Below are 15,235 nucleotides of genomic sequence, written 5' to 3'. Positions count from 1 at the left end.
GCTGTTGAAATCCGCCATCAGCCTGGCCGCCCTGTCCCTTTCGCTCCAGGCCAGCGCCCTGAACATCCTGCTCACCAACGACAACGGCTGCCGTGCGCCGGGCATAGACGCCGTCTACCAGGCCCTGGTAGAGCGTAAGCCGAGCACAAATGTGGGGCAGCGACTACGCCCCTTCAGGAGGCCGAGCGGAATCGTTGCCCAGGGGGACGAGCGGCATGGATGCCGCGAGAGGCGTGCGGGGCCATGGATGGCCCTTCGCGCCGGGCCCCCGGAGCAACGATGAAGGGAGGGAAACGCAGTAACAGCCGAAGGCTGGTCACCCCGGCGAAGCCGGGGCCGGATGCAGGGGCAAGTTTTTTGGTTCCTTTTCACGGGGCCGGCCATCCGGCGACTGGAAAAGGGACTCGCCCGGGAGGGCGAAACAGAGACCCGAAGCTCACTCGGCAATGAGCTGAACTCAGCAGCATTAAGCCCCCTCACACCGAATTGCCAATCCGGTGTGAGTCCTAAACATAGCGCTCCAAGGGCAGACCTACGGCCTGCTTGGCGAATGAATTCGCCCCCACAGGTAGGGCACAGCTAGACCCCATACCCGCCATCCACCGCCAGCACCTGCCCGGTGGTGTAGCCAGCTCGGCGGGACGCGAGGAAGGCCACCGCTTCGGCGACCTCTTCGGCCAGGCCCCAGCGCTTGATGCAGAGCTTGGCCTGCACGGCGTCCTTCCACTTTTCGTCGAAGGTGCCGTCGGCCCACAGGCGGTGGAAAATGCCGGCGTCTATCACGCCGATGGCCACGCTGTTGGCACGGATGCCGTGGCGGCCCTCCTCCTTGGCGATGCCCTGGATCAGCGACTCGATGGCGGCCTTGGGCGCCACCGAGAGCACATCGCCCTCCGGCCAGCGGAACAGCCCGGCGGAGCTGATATGGACGATGGAACCGCCGCCCTGCTCGCGCATGTGCGGCAGCAGGCACAGCACCAGGTTGAGAAAGCCGTTGAGGTCGGCATCGATCACCCGCTTCCACTGCGCCAGGGTCAGTTCGCCGATCTTCGGCTGGCTGATATCGGAGCCGGAGGCGATGACCAGGGTGTGGATGCGCCGGCCTGCGGTGAGTTGCTGCAAGGTTTCGCTGACAGCGGCTTCATCGCCGAGGGTCAGCTGCACCGCCTCGGCGCGACGACCGCGCTCGCGCACCTCGCCCACCACGGACTCCGCCCGCTCTGCATTGCGGTGGTAGGTGAGCACGACATCACTACCGGCTTCGGCCAGGCGCTCGCAAATCGCCTGCCCCATGCCACCACTGCCGCCCACCACCAGGGCGATGCCTTCGGGAAAATCCTGTCGTTCGCGGGACATGTACTGTTCCTTCTTTTATGGGGTGAGCTCGGTGATGACCTGGGGGCTGCAATCTGTGGGGGCGAATTCATTCGCTAAGGGCTGCGAAGCAGCCCCTGAATACCTGCCGGGCAGACCTGCGGCCTGCTTAGCGAATGAATTCGCCCCCACAAGGGAAAAGCAGCTACAGCGCCGTACTAGCCAAATGCATTCGGCTGGTTCAGGGTGCAGCGGATGCCCCCTGGCAGCGCCATGCTGGCCACGCACTGGTTGCAGTGGGTGCAAGGGCTAATCCAGCCCTCGCCCTGTTCACGCACGCGCTGCAGCAGTTGCGAGTCATTGAGCAGGGCACGCCCCATGGCGATGAAGTCAAAGCCTTCGGTCATGGCCTGGCCCATGCTCTGCGCCGTGGCCACACCGCCGAGGTAGACCAGCGGCATGCTCACGGCGCGACGCATCTGGCGGGCCAGTTCGAGGAAATACATCTCCTCGTAGGGCATCGACGGGAAGCTCGCACCGCCGAACCATTTCATCGCCGTGCGCTGCCATGGGTTCCTTTCCAGCGGAACCATGTACTTCAGCGGGCTCTCGCCGCGGAACAGGAACATCGAGGTACGACTGACCAGACCGCCGCTCATGACGATGGCATTCAGCCCGCCCTGCTCCAGCAACTGCGCGGCCTGGCAGGACTCCTCGATTCCCAGGCCGCCTGCCAGTCCATCGCTGAGGTTGAGCTTGGCCAGTAGCGGGAAGTCCTTGCCGACAGCCGCGCGCACCGCCGCCAGCACCTGCAGCGGAAAGCGCATGCGATTTTCCAGGCTGCCGCCGTAGGCGTCGCGGCGCTTGTTCAGCAGCGGCGAGATGAACTGGCTGAGCAGGTAGCCATGGCCCATGTGGATTTCGATGGCATCGAACCCGGCATCGCGCACGAAGCTGGCGGCTGCCGCGTACTCGGCGATGGTCCGGTTGATGTCGGCGTTGTCCATGGCGCCCCCGAAGGGCACACCGGAGAACACGCCGTACTGGTTGATGGAGGCGCTGGGGCCGCGCGGACGCGGGATGTTGCGCGGCTTGTTGCGGCTGAAATAGCCACAGTGCGCCAGCTGCGCGGAAACCGCGCCGCCTTCGGCATGCACCGCGTCGGCCACACGCTGCAACTGCGCAAAGACGCCGCTGTGCATCCACATCTGGTCAGGAAAGGTCAGGCCATCGGGCGACACGCCGCAGTAGGCCACTGTGGTCAAACCGACACCACCGCGTGCCATGCCGGCATGATGGTTGACCAGATCGTCGCCCGGCACGCCACCAGGGCACATCCCCTCGAAGGTCGCGGTCTTGATGACACGATTGCGCAACGTCAGGCCGGCCAGCTTGGCGGGGCTCAATAGCCTGTTCAGTTCGTTGCTCATGCTCACTCCTGCGGTTCGAAAGGGACGAGTTCGACGACTTCCAGCTCGAAGCCGGAAACGGCCTTGTAGCTCACGGGGAAACTCAACAGGCGCATCTTGCGCACGCCCACATCGCGAAGGATCTGCGCGCCGATACCCAATGTACGCTGCGGAAATACCGGCGGGCGTGGCCTTTGTCCGGCGCGCTGCTGAAGCTGTTCGATAACCGCGCAGGGCGTTTCCTGCTGGGCCAGCAGTACCACCACCCCGGCACCCTCCTCCGCCACCCGAGCCAGGGAACGGTCGAGGTTCCACTGGTCGGGATGACTGCCCAGCAGGTCGCGCAGGGTTTCCACCGCCTGCACCCGCACCAGGGTCGGCGTGTCGCGGCGCACCTCGCCACGCACCAGCGCCAGGTGCAACTGGCCCTGGTAGTCGTCCAGATAGGTGATGACGCGGAAGTCGCCGTGGCGGGTGCGGATGGGGTATTCGCCGGAACGGCGGATGGTGCCCTCGTGGAGGATGCGGTAGTGGATCAGGTCGGCCACGCTGCCCAGCGGCAGGCCGTGGCGCTCGGCGAAGTCGCGCAGGGCCGGGCCGCGCGCCGGTTCGCCCTGCTCGTCGAGGATGCCCACCAGCACGGCGGCGGGCATCAGCCCGGCCAGGCGCGCCAGGTCGCATGCCGCCTCCACATGGCCGGCGCGCTGCATCACGCCACCCGGCTGGGCGCGCAGGGGGAAGATATGGCCGGGCTGCACCAGGTCGGAGGCAACGCTGGCCGGGTCCACGGCCACGGCGACGGTGCGCGCGCGGTCGGCGGCGGAAATCCCGGTGGAGACCCCTGTGCGTGCTTCGATGGACAGGGTGAAACCCATCCCGTGGCGGGCCCGCGAGTTGGGCACCATGAGTTCCAAGCCGAGGGCCCTGCAGCGGTCCTCGGTCAGGGCCAGGCAGATCAGCCCTCGCGCTTCGCGGGCCATGAAGTTGATGGCGGCAGCATCGGCATGGCCGGCGGCGATCAGCAGCGAGCCTTCGCCCTCCTGCTCGTCGTCGGTGACCACCAGCATGGCGCCGCTGGCCATGGCCTCGATCAGTCGTTGCGGGCTGTCCATGGGGGGCTCCTTCAGCTCAAGGCCTGGCGCAGGTCGGCGGCGGCGGACTCCAGGGCGGCCTGGGCCTTGGCGACGAAGGCGGCCATGCTGACGAAGCCGTGGATCATGCCTTCGCAGCGCTCCAGGCGCGTCTTCACCCCGGCCTGCTCGAGGCGGCGGGCGAAGGCCTCGCCCTCGTCGCGCAGCGGATCGTACTCGGCGCTGATCAGGGTGGTGGGCGGCAGCCCCTCCAGGTCCTCGGCGCGCAAGGGCGAGGCCAGGGCCTCGTCGCCCTGCTCCGGGCGCGCCAGGTACTGGTTCCAGAACCAGCGCATCTGCTCACGGGTGAGGAAGTAACCCTCGGCGAATTCGCGCTGGGAGGCGCTGTCGCAACGGGCGTCGGTGGCCGGATAGAACAGGCACTGGTAGGCAATGCGCGGGCCCTTGCGGATCTGTGCCAGGCGGCTCACGGCGATGGCCAGGTTGGCGCCGGCGCTGTCGCCGGCCAGGGCCAGCCGGCTGGCGTCGAAGCCCAGTTCGCCGGCGCGCTCTACCAGGTCGCAGGTGGCCCGGTAACAGTCGTGGGGGGCGGCCGGAAAGCGGCTTTCCGGTGCCAGGCGGTAGGCCACCGAGACCACCACCGCGCCGCACAGGCGGGCCAGGCTGCGGCAGAGGTTGTCGTGGGTGTCGAGGTTGCCGATGACGAAGCCGCCACCGTGGAAGTACACCAGCAGCGGCAGATCGTCGTTGTCCGCCGGGCGGTAGAGGCGCGCGTCCAGATCGCCGTCTGCACCGGCCAGCCGTAAGTTGCGCACCTCGAACAGGCGCTCGCCAGGCATGGGTGGCATCAGGTTGTCGGAGAACTGGCGGTACTGGGCAGGGTCGAGCTGGCTGTAGTCCGGCTGCGGCATGCCGCTGAACTGCTGGAGTACGGCGGCGATCTGGGCGTCGAGGGGCATGCGGGCGTTCCTTATGCGTCGGCCATCTGGAAGACCGGGTTGGTCTCATCAAGGATGCTGGCCAGGCGCCGTTCCAGCGCTGGCTTGAAGTTGTTGTGGGGCAGCAGCCAGAAGCGCCCGGCCTCGATACCGGCGAAGACCTCCCGCGCCAGACCTTTGCCGATGCCACCGGCAGCACCGGTGATGACCGCCACCTGGCCTTGTTGAATGAGCATCATGGACTCCCGCTCTTGTTCTGTTTGGCCAGTAGAGCTGTTCCGCCGGGCCCGGCCATCGTCCGCTCGGACGATGGCCGGCGTGATTCAGTCGGCGACCAGCAACACCTGCTTGGTACGCGCCCGGCCCTGCTGCAGGCGTTCATGGGCGATTGCCACGTCGGCCAGGGGCAGCAACTCCAGCCGTGGCGGGTGCACGCGCCCGGCCGCCAGCAGCGCGGCGATCCGCCCCAGGGCTCCGCCGCTGGGCATGCGGCTGTAGGCCACGGCGGTACGCAGACCTCGTCGGGCAGCGGCGGCGTGGTCAGGCCCGGCATCGTCTGGCGCCAGGGTGAGAATCGCCACCAGGATGCCGCCAGGGCGCAGCAGATCCAGCGCGCCAGGCAAGCTGCCGCCGCCAATGCAGTCGAGCACCAGGTCGACGCCTTCCGGCGCCCAGTGGAGCAAGGCCTGCTCGATCGAGCCGGCTCGGTAGTCGATCGCGCACTCGGCGCCGTGGGCCTGCACATGCGACAGGTTGTCCTCACTGCAGGTCGCGGCGATACGCGCACCGGCGCAGCGTGCGAACTGGATTGCAAAGCCGCCTACCGCGCTGCCGCCACCGTGGATCAGCACTTTCATGCCCGGTCGTAGGCCGCCTTCGTCGAACAACCCCGCCCAGGCCGCCAGGGCTGGCGTGGGCACGGCCGCCGCGGCGGCGAAGTCGAGGTTGTCCGGCATGGGCACCAGTGAGGCCCGGGATACACAGGCGTATTCGGCGTAGGAACCCCACTTGCCGGCGCCGACGTCGCTCTGGGCGAACACCCGGCTGCCCAGGGGCAGGTCGTCAACCCCTTCCCCCAGGGCGGCTACCGTGCCGGCGAGGTCGAAGCCGAGGACGAAGGGGAAGCGGTAGTCGAGGAAGGCGCCGAGATAGCCCTCGCGGCATTTCCAGTCCGCCGGGTTGACCCCGGCGCAGACCACCCGCACCAGCACTTCGCCGGGGCCGGGTTGCGGGCGTTCGACTTCCTTCAGTTGCAGCACCTCGGCTCCGCCAAGGCGTTCGATGACCACTGCGCGCATGTCATGTCTCCGATGGGCCGACTGGGTAGGGCGCCGCGGATCGCGACGCAGAGGAACAGGCAGTACGCAGGAGCCGGCCGTCCGTGAACGCATCTGTTCTTGTTCTGCCGGGCAGTAAAGCCGGGCATCGGCGGGCGGCCATCGTCCGATCAGACGATGCCGGGAAATGCAGGCACCGCAGAATCCGCTCGGTACGTAAGCTGCAGCGGCCTGCCTAAGCCGGATGCAGCCCTCAAGGACCCTGACGGGAGAACAAGAAGATGAGTACGCTGCACCGAATCGAAGCCAAGCAGCTGGAAGCCCGCTACGCGCGCGGCTGGCATTGCCTGGGACTTGCCTCCCGGTACCGCGATGGCAAAGCCCATCGCCTCGACGCCTTCGGCACCCGCCTGGTGGCCTTCGCCGGAGAAGACGGGCAAATCCGCATTCTCGATGGCTACTGCCCGCACATGGGCGCCGACCTCAGCGAAGGCTGCGTCGAGGGCGACGCCATCCGCTGCCCCTTCCATGAGTGGCGCTGGCGCGCCGACGGGGTCTGCGACGACATTCCCTACGCCAAGCGCATCCCCCCGCGAGCGAAGATCAAGTCCTGGCCGGTGATGGAGCAGAATAACCTGCTATTCGTCTGGAACGACCCGGAAGGCAACCCGCCCATCGCCGAACAGGCGATCCCGCGCATCGACGCCTGCTTCGACGACGAATGGGCCGAATGGGAAGTCGCCGAGCTGAAGATCGACACCAACTGCCGCGAGCTGATCGACAACGTGGCTGACATGGCGCACTTCGACTCGGTGCACGGCACCGATCTGACGCACTTCAGCAACAAGTTCGAAAAGCACCTGGCAATCCAGTACATGCGCGGCGGCAGCGCACGCCTGTCCGGCGAGAGCCAGCTGACGACCGTTGCCACCTATTTCGGCCCGGCCTACCAGATCACCGAAATGACCGGTGCGATGAACGGCATGCCGATTCACTCGATCCTGCTCAACTGCCATGTGCCCATCGACCTGAACAGTTTCACCTTGCGCTACGGCGTGCTGGTGAAGAAGGTCCCCGGCCTGACCGCGGAACAGAATCACGCCATGGCACAGGCCTATGTGAAGCAGGCCCAGGACGCGTTCTACGAGGACGTGGCCATCTGGCACAGCAAGACTCGCGTCGACAACCCGTTGCTCTGCGACGGCGATGGCCCGGTCTACCAGCTGCGCAAGTGGTACGAGCAGTTCTACACCGACGTGGCCGAACTGAGCGCCGAATCGGCCGAACCCCGCTCGTTCGTGGTACTTGACGTCAAAGAGACTGCTTGAGGCCGTCCTGGAGCCAATCGTCTGCCGATCAGCGGGAGACGATTGGTCTTGAAGAGAAGGCCTAAACCTCTGTAAGAAGCGTCCTATATATAAAAATAAAAGTTTGGTTCAGACATGCCACAAATACTCACGCTCGACGAGTTCAGCGGGATGCTTCGCAACCTCTACCAGGGCCCGCTGGAGGACATTCCATGGACCACCTTCCTGGATCAGCTGAAAAACTGCCTTTCAGCCAAGTACGCCACCTTCATCCTGCGCCCGCCCAGCCAGCATGTGGATGGCCTTCAGGTCTCCACCGCCGGTTCGTCCGCGGAGGTAACGGCCTCCTATAATCAGCATTTCTACAGCCTGGACCCCTTCGTCGGCCTGCCCAACCGGCAGGTGATCACCCTGGCCGAGTTCGTCTCGGACAAAGACTGGCTGGATTCAGAGTTCTACAAGAGCTTCATGGAGCCGGTGGACGTGTTTCACATCCTCGGTGCGGACATCAACACCAGCGATGGTGCGCAGTGCCGTATTCGTATTTCCCGCGGCAAGGGCGATCCCCCGTTCGATCAACGTGACAAGGACCTGCTTACCCTGTTCCTGCCCCATCTCGAACAGGGCGTTGTGCTGCACATGCACCTCAACCGGGTGGAAAGCGAGCGCAACCTCTACGCCGGCGCTGTCGACCAACTGGCAGTGGGCACCATCATCCTCGACCAGGACGGCAAGGTCCTGCAGAAAAACCGCCTCGCCGACCGTCTTCTGGACGAGAAGGACGGCATCAAGATGGTCAATGAAGGCCTGCAGGTCGGTACCGCACGTGACAGCCAGGTGTTCCGCCAACTGATCAAGCAGGCCCTGCTCTCGCAGAAAAGCAGCAACCCCTCGGTGGTCGAGGCCATGCGTGTGCAACGCCCGTCCGGGCGTGCGGACCTGGGCATCATCGTCCGCTCGGTGCCGCCCAGCACCTGGAGCGAGGGCAAGCAAAGCCCCTCGGTGGTGATTTTCATCAGCGACCCGGAGCAGGAGTCCAGCGCACCCCAGGAGATCGTCAAGGCGCTGTTCGACCTGACCCCGGCGGAAGCCCAGCTGGCCATGTTGTTGGCCAACGGCCTGACCCTCGACGAGGCCTCCGACGCCCTCGGTATCAGCCGCAACACCGCGCGGGCGCACCTGCGCTCGACCTTCTCCAAGACCGGGGTGACGCGGCAGACCATGTTGGTGCGGTTGATCCTGCGCAGCGTGGCGACACTGGGGTGAGCGGGCCCACACCCTTTTCGTAGGAGCGAGCTTGCTCGCGAACAACCACCGCGCGCGGCCATTCGCCAGCAAGCTGGCTCCTACAGCGTCACCCGCAGAACCTGCGCTCGACCTTTGACCTAGTCCATCCAGACGATGCCCCCAACCCCGATGCGCGCGACGCTCTGCCGGGTCATGCCACGGGAGAGCGCCATGCGCAGCCTGCCCACCATCCTGAAGACCGAACTGCTGGCCGAGAGCGCCTGGTTCCAGATCGAAGCCCTGCACCTGGAGTTCAGCAATGGCCAGCAGCGCGTCTACGAGCGCCTGCGCGGTTCCGGCTACCAGTCGGTGCTGGTAGTGGCCCTGCCCGACCCACAGCACGTGCTGCTGGTACGCGAGTACGCGGTGGGCGTCGAGCAGCGCGTGCTCGGCCTGCCCAAGGGCGGCGTGGAAAACGACGAGACCACCCTGCAGGCGGCCAACCGGGAGTTGATGGAAGAGGTCGGCCTGCGCGCCGGCCGCCTGCGTGAGCTGGGTGTGCTGAGCCTCGCGCCCGGACACCTCTGCCACAGCTGCCGGGTGGTGCTGGCCGAAGACCTGGAGCCCAGCACGGCCCTGGGCGACGAGCCGGAGCCCCTGGAAGTCGTGCGCGTGCCGCTGGCCCTGGTTCCGGCCCTGGTCGCCTCGGGCGAGCTGCACGAAGCACGCGCCATCGCCGCCCTGTTCATGGCGCTCAGCAACAAAAGCGGCATCTAGTCCGTTCGGACGAGGCGGCGTGCAGAGAGGCTTCCTAGTCTTGTCCACATAACAACGTGTCCCTCCTGTGTAGAGGAATGAACATGAAAACAAGAAAGAAGATTTGCCTCACTGTCCTTTCCTGCGCTTTCGTAGCGGCCTATGTGGCGATGATGACGCGCCCCCTGCCGTCGTCGCTGGCGGCCACCCAGTACTGCCAGCCCCACTACCCCGCCTGCTACATCCCGGTCCCGACCATCGGGTCGCTGCTGCCGTAACCCTGCCCAGTCCCGGGCGACGCTGTTCGACGCGCCGCCTGCCAGCCGCATTGCCGCTGCGCTCGATCTTCAGCCCGGTGGCCCGCGACCTATTGCCGCGCTCGCGGCACGGCCTGCCCGGCCTGACCCCCAATCCACGCGCCCTGCGCCTTCGCGCTCGCCCGACACGCATCTGATATGGTTTTTGCCGCCTGATCTGAATCTGTTTTGCCGATCAGTGCATTCCTATAGTCCGTCTCGCCGTAACAGCCTGATGGGCACTGATCATGAGCGAGAGAATCCCGGCGCAGGTAATAGAGGTCACTCCCACCCTGCCGCCCGTTGCAAGCAAACCCCTTTCCGCCTCCAACGGACCTGTCCACACCCGCCGCTTCACCGGTTTCTACCGCGACCTGCGCCGCATTGGCGCGGGTCTCCTGTGCCTGTTGTTCTTCGGCACCCTCTGGCTCGACTGGGATGGCCGCCAAGCCGTGCTCTGGAGCCTGGAGCAAAGCAAGTTCTACATCTTCGGCGCGACCTTCTGGCCCCAGGACTTCATCCTGCTCTCGGGCCTGCTGATCATCTGCGCCTTCGGCCTGTTCTTCATCACCGTATTCGCCGGCCGCGTCTGGTGCGGCTACACCTGCCCGCAGAGCGTCTGGACCTGGATGTTCATGTGGTGCGAGCAGGTCACCGAGGGCGACCGCAACCAGCGCATCAAGCTGGCCGCCGCACCCTGGAACGCCGGCAAGCTGCTGCGCCGATCGATCAAGCACGGCCTCTGGCTGGCCATCAGCCTGGCCACGGCCATCACCTTCGTTGGCTACTTCACCCCGGTGCGTGAACTGGTGGCCGACCTGGCCAACTGGCAGATCGGCGGCACGGCGCTGTTCTGGGTGCTCTTCTTCACCGGCGCCACCTATATAAATGCAGGCTGGCTGCGCGAGCAGGTGTGCATCCACATGTGCCCCTATGCGCGTTTCCAGAGCGTGATGTTCGACAAGGACACCCTGATCGTTTCCTACGACGCCACCCGCGGCGAATCCCGTGGGCCGCGCAAGAAGGGTAGCGACCCGAAGGCCCAGGGCCTTGGCGACTGCATTGACTGCCAGATGTGCGTGCAGGTCTGCCCCACCGGGATCGACATCCGCGACGGCCTGCAGATCGCCTGTATCGGCTGCGCCGCCTGCATCGACGCGTGCGACTCGATCATGGACCGCATGGGCTATGCCCGTGGCCTGGTTGGCTACAGTTCGGAGCGCGCCCTGGAAGGTGGCAAGACCCATCTGCTGCGTCCACGGTTGCTCGGTTATGCGACAGCCCTGGTGCTGATGATCGTCGCGCTGGTCTGGATGGGCGCCACCCGCTCGCAGCTGTCGGTGGACGTGATCAAGGACCGCGGCATGTTCCGCGAGAACGCCGCCGGCGAGATCGAGAACATCTATAACCTCAAGCTGATCAACAAGACCCAGCAGGCCCAGCGATATCGCCTGGAGCTGGCGGAGACCAAGGGCTTCCGCCTGCAGGGCGAGAACGAGGTGAGCATTGGCGCCGGCGAGATCCTCTCGCTGCCGGTCTCGGTGGCGCGCACCGACGACAGCGGCCCGGCCGGCTCGCGGCCGCTGCGTTTCCTGGTGCGCAGCCTGGACCAGCCAGGCACGGAGGCCAGCGCCAGCAGCACCTTCGTCAGCCCGAGGCGCTGAAACCATGGCCCGGGACCATGGCGGCGCACGCAGCGAGCGCTTAGAGTGGGGCACCGCCGACTTGCAGGTGCCCAGCCAGGAAAAGATGAAGCGCTACGAGAAATTCGCCGACGAGATCGCCGAACTGATCCGCACCGGGGTGCTGGCGCCGGGGCAGAAGGTACCCTCGGTGCGCCACGCCAGCCGCACCTATGGGGTAAGCGCCTCCACCGTGTTCCAGGCCTACTATCTGCTGGAGAGCCGCGGGCTGATCATGGCCCGCGCGCGCTCGGGCTACTTCGTCTGCGAACATGTGCGCCGGCCGCTGCCGGAGCCGCAGCCGGGACCGCGGGAAGCTTCGACCACCGAGGTGGATGTCAGTGAGCTGGTGTTCTCGGTGCTGAGTTCGATCAAGGACCCGGACACGGTGCCCTTCGGCTCGGCCTTCCCCAGCCCGGAACTCTTTCCCCTGCAACGCCTGGCCCGCTCGATGGCCCACGCGGTGCGCGAGATGGACCCGCGTTCCACGGTAGCCGACATGACCCCGGGCAATCACGCCCTGCGCAGGCAGATCGCCTTGCGCTACATGGTCGGCGGCCTGCCGCTGCCGATCGAGGAGCTGGTGATCTGCAACGGCGCGCTGGAAGCCCTCAACCTCTGCCTGCAGGTGGTGGCCCGCCCCGGCGATTTGGTGGCGATCGAGGCGCCGGCCTTCTATGCCAGCCTGCAGGTGCTGGAACGGCTGAAGCTCAAGGCCGTGGAAATCCCTGTGCACCCGCGCGACGGCATCGACCTGCAGGTGCTGGAAGACAGCCTGGAACGCCTGCCGATCAAGGCCTGCTGGTTCATGAGCAACTTCCAGAACCCGCTGGGAGCGAGCCTCTCCGAGGACAAGAAACGCCAGTTGGCGGCGCTGCTGGCCAAGCACCAGGTGCCGATGATCGAGGACGATGTCTACGCCGAGCTGTATTTCGGCCAGCACGCGCCCAAGCCGGTGAAGGCCTTCGACAGCGAAGGCCTGGTGATGCACTGCAGCTCCTTCTCCAAGAGCCTGGCACCGGGCTACCGGGTCGGCTGGGTCTCCGGCGGGCGTTTCGCCGGACAGATCGAGCGGTTGAAGCTGATGACCAGCATTTCCGCCTCGGTACCGGCCCAGGCGGCTATCGCCGACTACCTGCAGCACGGCGGCTACGACCGTCACCTGCGCAAGTTGCGCTACGCCCTGGAAAGCCAGCGCAACGCCATGCTGGCGGCAGTGGCCCGGCATTTCCCGGAAGAGACCCGCGTCAGCCGGCCGGAGGGCGGCTACTTTCTCTGGCTGGAATTCCCCGAGCAGGTGGACTCGCTGCGCCTGTTCCAGCTGGCCCTGGCCCAGGGCATCAGCATCGCGCCGGGGCCGATTTTCTCGGCAACACGGCGTTTCGGCCATTGCGCCCGCCTCAACTTTGGTCATCCCTGGAGCAACTCCAGTGAACAAGCGATGGAAACTCTCGGCAGGATAATAAGGTCTCTTATGGACAATCCCTGATTATCGAGGAGTTGCCTTCCTTCACTACTTTAGGAACCTCCTGCGATGGAGGTTTCTTTTTTGCTTGTTATACTTGTCAAGGTTCTTTCCAGGCTTTTTGCGGAATTGACTTCTAAGCCCGGAGACATCGTAGGGTCTTTCCGTAGTGCGTAGGGAAGTAACCGGTAGTTGCGATAGCAGAACATTGTCCTACAAGAAGACTGCGCCGACGGTCTCAGCCGGGCGACCGACACTTTGGAGGCCAGAGCCTCTAGATCGCCTGTTTCACCTCAAGACCATTGATCAAAGAGACGGATAACCACGTGACGAAAGACGAACTGCGCGCCGAGCTCGAGCGCCAGGCGCAACGTTACAAGGAAGTTTACGGCGGTGAGGTCACGACCTATGCCGCGCAAAGGGACCCTGAGCGTAAAGCCTGGCGCAAGAAACCCAGCCTGCTCGACAAGAGCTTCGAAAAAGAGCTGGAAAAGATCGAAAAAGAGCTCAGACAGGACCCCTGACACATTGCCGCACCCGCCCCATCCGGGGAGTCCCTCGTATTGATTTGCGACAACTTCTGTGTGAGATGCCGAAAACCGCTCGACGCCTGGGACTGGGCGACGATCGGTTTTCTGGCATAATCGCGGCCCCTTCATGAGCCAGTCACACAAACTTCATGTTCGATCTCTTCAGCGGGCTAGATGCCTGGCTGGTGCTGAGCCTCTTGCTCGCCCTGGCATTCGTCCTGACCTTCGAGTTCATCAATGGTTTCCATGACACCGCCAACGCGGTGGCCACGGTCATCTACACCAAGGCCATGTCGCCCTACCGGGCGGTGATCCTCTCAGGGATCTTCAACTTCCTCGGTGTGTTGCTGGGCGGTGTCGGCGTGGCCTATGCCATTGTCCACCTGCTGCCGGTGGAGCTGCTGATCAACGTCAATACCGGCCATGGCCTGGCCATGGTGTTCAGCCTGCTCACCGCAGCCATCGCCTGGAACCTCGGCACCTGGTACTTCGGTATCCCGGCGTCCAGCTCCCACACCCTGATCGGCTCGATCCTCGGCGTGGGCCTGGCCAATGCGATGCTCACCGACGTGCCCCTGGGCGAAGGCGTGAACTGGGGCAAGGCCATAGACATCGGCCTGTCGCTGATCTTCTCGCCGGCTGCCGGCTTCATGGTCGCCGCCCTGCTGCTGGTGGGCCTGAAGTGGATGTATCCGCTGTCGAAGATGCACAAGACCCCGGAAACCCGTAAGGAACTGGACGAGAAGAAGCATCCGCCCTTCTGGAACCGCCTGGTCCTGGTGCTTTCCGCCATGGCCGTGAGCTTCGTGCACGGCTCCAACGACGGCCAGAAAGGCATCGGCCTGATCATGCTGGTGCTGATCGGCATAGTCCCGGCCAAGTTCGTACTGGACCTCAACAGCACCACCTACGAGATCGAACGTACCCGCGACGCGGCCACCCACCTCAGCCAGTTCTACCAGCGCCACACCGACACCCTCGGCGAGATGCTGGCCCTGGGCAAGAGCAACGGCAGCGAGATGCCGAAGCTCTACCGCTGCGATCCGAAGCAGACCGAGCCGACCATCGCCGCCCTGCTCAAGTCCCTGAACGGCGTCGCCAACTACAAGGACCTGGGCGACGAAACCCGCGTGGAAGTACGTCGCTACCTGCTCTGCCTGGACGACACCGCGAAGAAGGTGGGCAAGCTCTCTACCTTGCCGGCCCGCGAGAAAGCCGACCTGGAGAAGCTGCGCAAGGACCTGACCGCCACCACCGAGTACGCGCCCTTCTGGGTGATCCTGGCGGTAGCCCTGGCCTTGGGCATCGGCACCATGGTCGGCTGGAAGCGCGTGGTGCGCACCGTCGGCGAGAAGATCGGCAAGCACGGGATGAGCTATGCCCAGGGCATGAGCGCGCAGATCACCGCCGCCTTCGCCATCGGCATGGCCAACATCTACAGCCTGCCGGTGTCCACCACCCACGTACTGTCCTCCGGCGTTGCCGGCACCATGGTCGCCAACAAGAGCGGCCTGCAGGGCGGCACTGTGCGCAATATCCTGCTGGCCTGGGTACTCACCCTGCCCACCACCATCCTGCTCTCCGCCGGCCTGTTCTGGCTGGCCATCACCTTTATCGTGTGATTCGGACGAGCATGCAAAAGGCGCCTTCGGGCGCCTTTTTCATTCCAGTGTCCCGCATCCCCGCCGCCCACTCCATCGATGGAGAAGCCTTCTTTTCCGTGGGGGCGAATTTATTGGCTATGTCTGCATTAAGTGTTGCTAGAAAGTCCTGAGCCGAGTTGCTTATCGAGTGGGCTGCGAGTCCCTGTTTCGCCTCCCGGCGAGTCTCTTTTGGCAGTCGCCCCAAAAGAAACCAAAAAGGCTCGCCCCTGCATCCGGCCCGACTTCGTCGGGTTCCCTCGCTCCATCATTGCTCCGGGGGCCCGGCGTGAGGGGCCATCC

The 15,235-nt window shown here is 65.1% G+C and carries 14 protein-coding genes and 1 pseudogene; 9 read left to right on the top strand and 6 right to left on the bottom strand.

Translation table 11 applies throughout. From position 1 onward, the window contains the following. Positions 1 to 283: pseudogene (locus E8F11_RS02245) on the top strand (hypothetical protein); the annotation flags it as partial. 296 nt (positions 284 to 579) lie between these two features. Here the strand turns inward: E8F11_RS02245 and E8F11_RS02240 are convergent. The 6 genes from E8F11_RS02240 to E8F11_RS02215 form a co-directional block, all read right to left on the bottom strand. Then, complete coding sequence (locus tag E8F11_RS02240) at positions 580 to 1,356, bottom strand: SDR family NAD(P)-dependent oxidoreductase (RefSeq protein WP_280287180.1); 777 nt, start codon at positions 1,354 to 1,356, stop codon at positions 580 to 582. A gap of 176 nt (positions 1,357 to 1,532) precedes the next feature. After that, a complete protein-coding gene (locus tag E8F11_RS02235; RefSeq protein ID WP_280287179.1) occupies positions 1,533 to 2,744 on the bottom strand; it encodes an NADH:flavin oxidoreductase in 1,212 nt (403 codons plus the stop codon). 2 nt (positions 2,745 to 2,746) lie between these two features. Beyond that, positions 2,747 to 3,835: a 3,4-dihydroxy-2-butanone-4-phosphate synthase gene (gene ribB, locus E8F11_RS02230; protein ID WP_280287178.1), complete on the bottom strand. Its 1,089-nt coding sequence runs from the start codon at positions 3,833 to 3,835 to the stop codon at positions 2,747 to 2,749. 11 nt (positions 3,836 to 3,846) lie between these two features. Continuing rightward, positions 3,847 to 4,773 carry an alpha/beta hydrolase gene (locus E8F11_RS02225; protein WP_280287177.1) on the bottom strand — a complete coding sequence of 309 codons (927 nt, stop codon included), beginning with the start codon at positions 4,771 to 4,773 and terminating at the stop codon, positions 3,847 to 3,849. An 11-nt stretch (positions 4,774 to 4,784) separates the two neighbouring features. Continuing rightward, positions 4,785 to 4,988: a hypothetical protein gene (locus E8F11_RS02220; RefSeq protein ID WP_280287176.1), complete on the bottom strand. Its 204-nt coding sequence runs from the start codon at positions 4,986 to 4,988 to the stop codon at positions 4,785 to 4,787. Positions 4,989 to 5,075: 87 nt separating this feature from the next. Then, complete coding sequence (locus E8F11_RS02215; RefSeq protein ID WP_280287175.1) at positions 5,076 to 6,050, bottom strand: NADP-dependent oxidoreductase; 975 nt, start codon at positions 6,048 to 6,050, stop codon at positions 5,076 to 5,078. Between the two features lie 260 nt (positions 6,051 to 6,310). Here E8F11_RS02215 and E8F11_RS02210 point away from each other — a divergent pair, with 260 nt between their 5' ends. The 8 genes from E8F11_RS02210 (at position 6,311) to E8F11_RS02175 (ending at position 14,914) form a co-directional block, all read left to right on the top strand. Further along, the gene (locus tag E8F11_RS02210) at positions 6,311 to 7,357 is read left to right on the top strand and encodes a Rieske 2Fe-2S domain-containing protein (protein WP_280287174.1); all 1,047 of its coding nucleotides are present in this window, start codon (positions 6,311 to 6,313) and stop codon (positions 7,355 to 7,357) included. 114 nt (positions 7,358 to 7,471) lie between these two features. Then, positions 7,472 to 8,602 carry a helix-turn-helix transcriptional regulator gene (locus E8F11_RS02205; protein WP_280287173.1) on the top strand — a complete coding sequence of 377 codons (1,131 nt, stop codon included), beginning with the start codon at positions 7,472 to 7,474 and terminating at the stop codon, positions 8,600 to 8,602. Positions 8,603 to 8,794: 192 nt separating this feature from the next. Continuing rightward, entirely contained in the window at positions 8,795 to 9,340 is a 546-nt protein-coding gene (gene nudE / locus E8F11_RS02200; RefSeq protein WP_280287172.1) for an ADP compounds hydrolase NudE, read from the top strand. A gap of 83 nt (positions 9,341 to 9,423) precedes the next feature. After that, a complete protein-coding gene (locus tag E8F11_RS02195; protein ID WP_280287171.1) occupies positions 9,424 to 9,597 on the top strand; it encodes a hypothetical protein in 174 nt (57 codons plus the stop codon). 266 nt (positions 9,598 to 9,863) lie between these two features. Next, positions 9,864 to 11,279 carry a cytochrome c oxidase accessory protein CcoG gene (gene ccoG, locus E8F11_RS02190; RefSeq protein ID WP_280287170.1) on the top strand — a complete coding sequence of 472 codons (1,416 nt, stop codon included), beginning with the start codon at positions 9,864 to 9,866 and terminating at the stop codon, positions 11,277 to 11,279. Between the two features lie 85 nt (positions 11,280 to 11,364). Beyond that, positions 11,365 to 12,786 carry a GntR family transcriptional regulator MpaR gene (mapR, locus tag E8F11_RS02185; RefSeq protein WP_280287181.1) on the top strand — a complete coding sequence of 474 codons (1,422 nt, stop codon included), beginning with the start codon at positions 11,365 to 11,367 and terminating at the stop codon, positions 12,784 to 12,786. A gap of 302 nt (positions 12,787 to 13,088) precedes the next feature. Further along, positions 13,089 to 13,286 carry a hypothetical protein gene (locus tag E8F11_RS02180; RefSeq protein ID WP_280287169.1) on the top strand — a complete coding sequence of 66 codons (198 nt, stop codon included), beginning with the start codon at positions 13,089 to 13,091 and terminating at the stop codon, positions 13,284 to 13,286. 155 nt (positions 13,287 to 13,441) lie between these two features. Next, a complete protein-coding gene (locus E8F11_RS02175) occupies positions 13,442 to 14,914 on the top strand; it encodes an inorganic phosphate transporter (RefSeq protein ID WP_280287168.1) in 1,473 nt (490 codons plus the stop codon). The last annotated feature ends 321 nt before the right edge of the window (positions 14,915 to 15,235 follow it).

Origin of the sequence: Pseudomonas sp. BN417, assembly GCF_029871205.1 — a bacterium.
Classification (GTDB): domain Bacteria; phylum Pseudomonadota; class Gammaproteobacteria; order Pseudomonadales; family Pseudomonadaceae; genus Metapseudomonas.
Note: the sequence above shows the minus strand (reverse complement) of the source record. Positions and strands in the feature narration are given on the sequence as shown.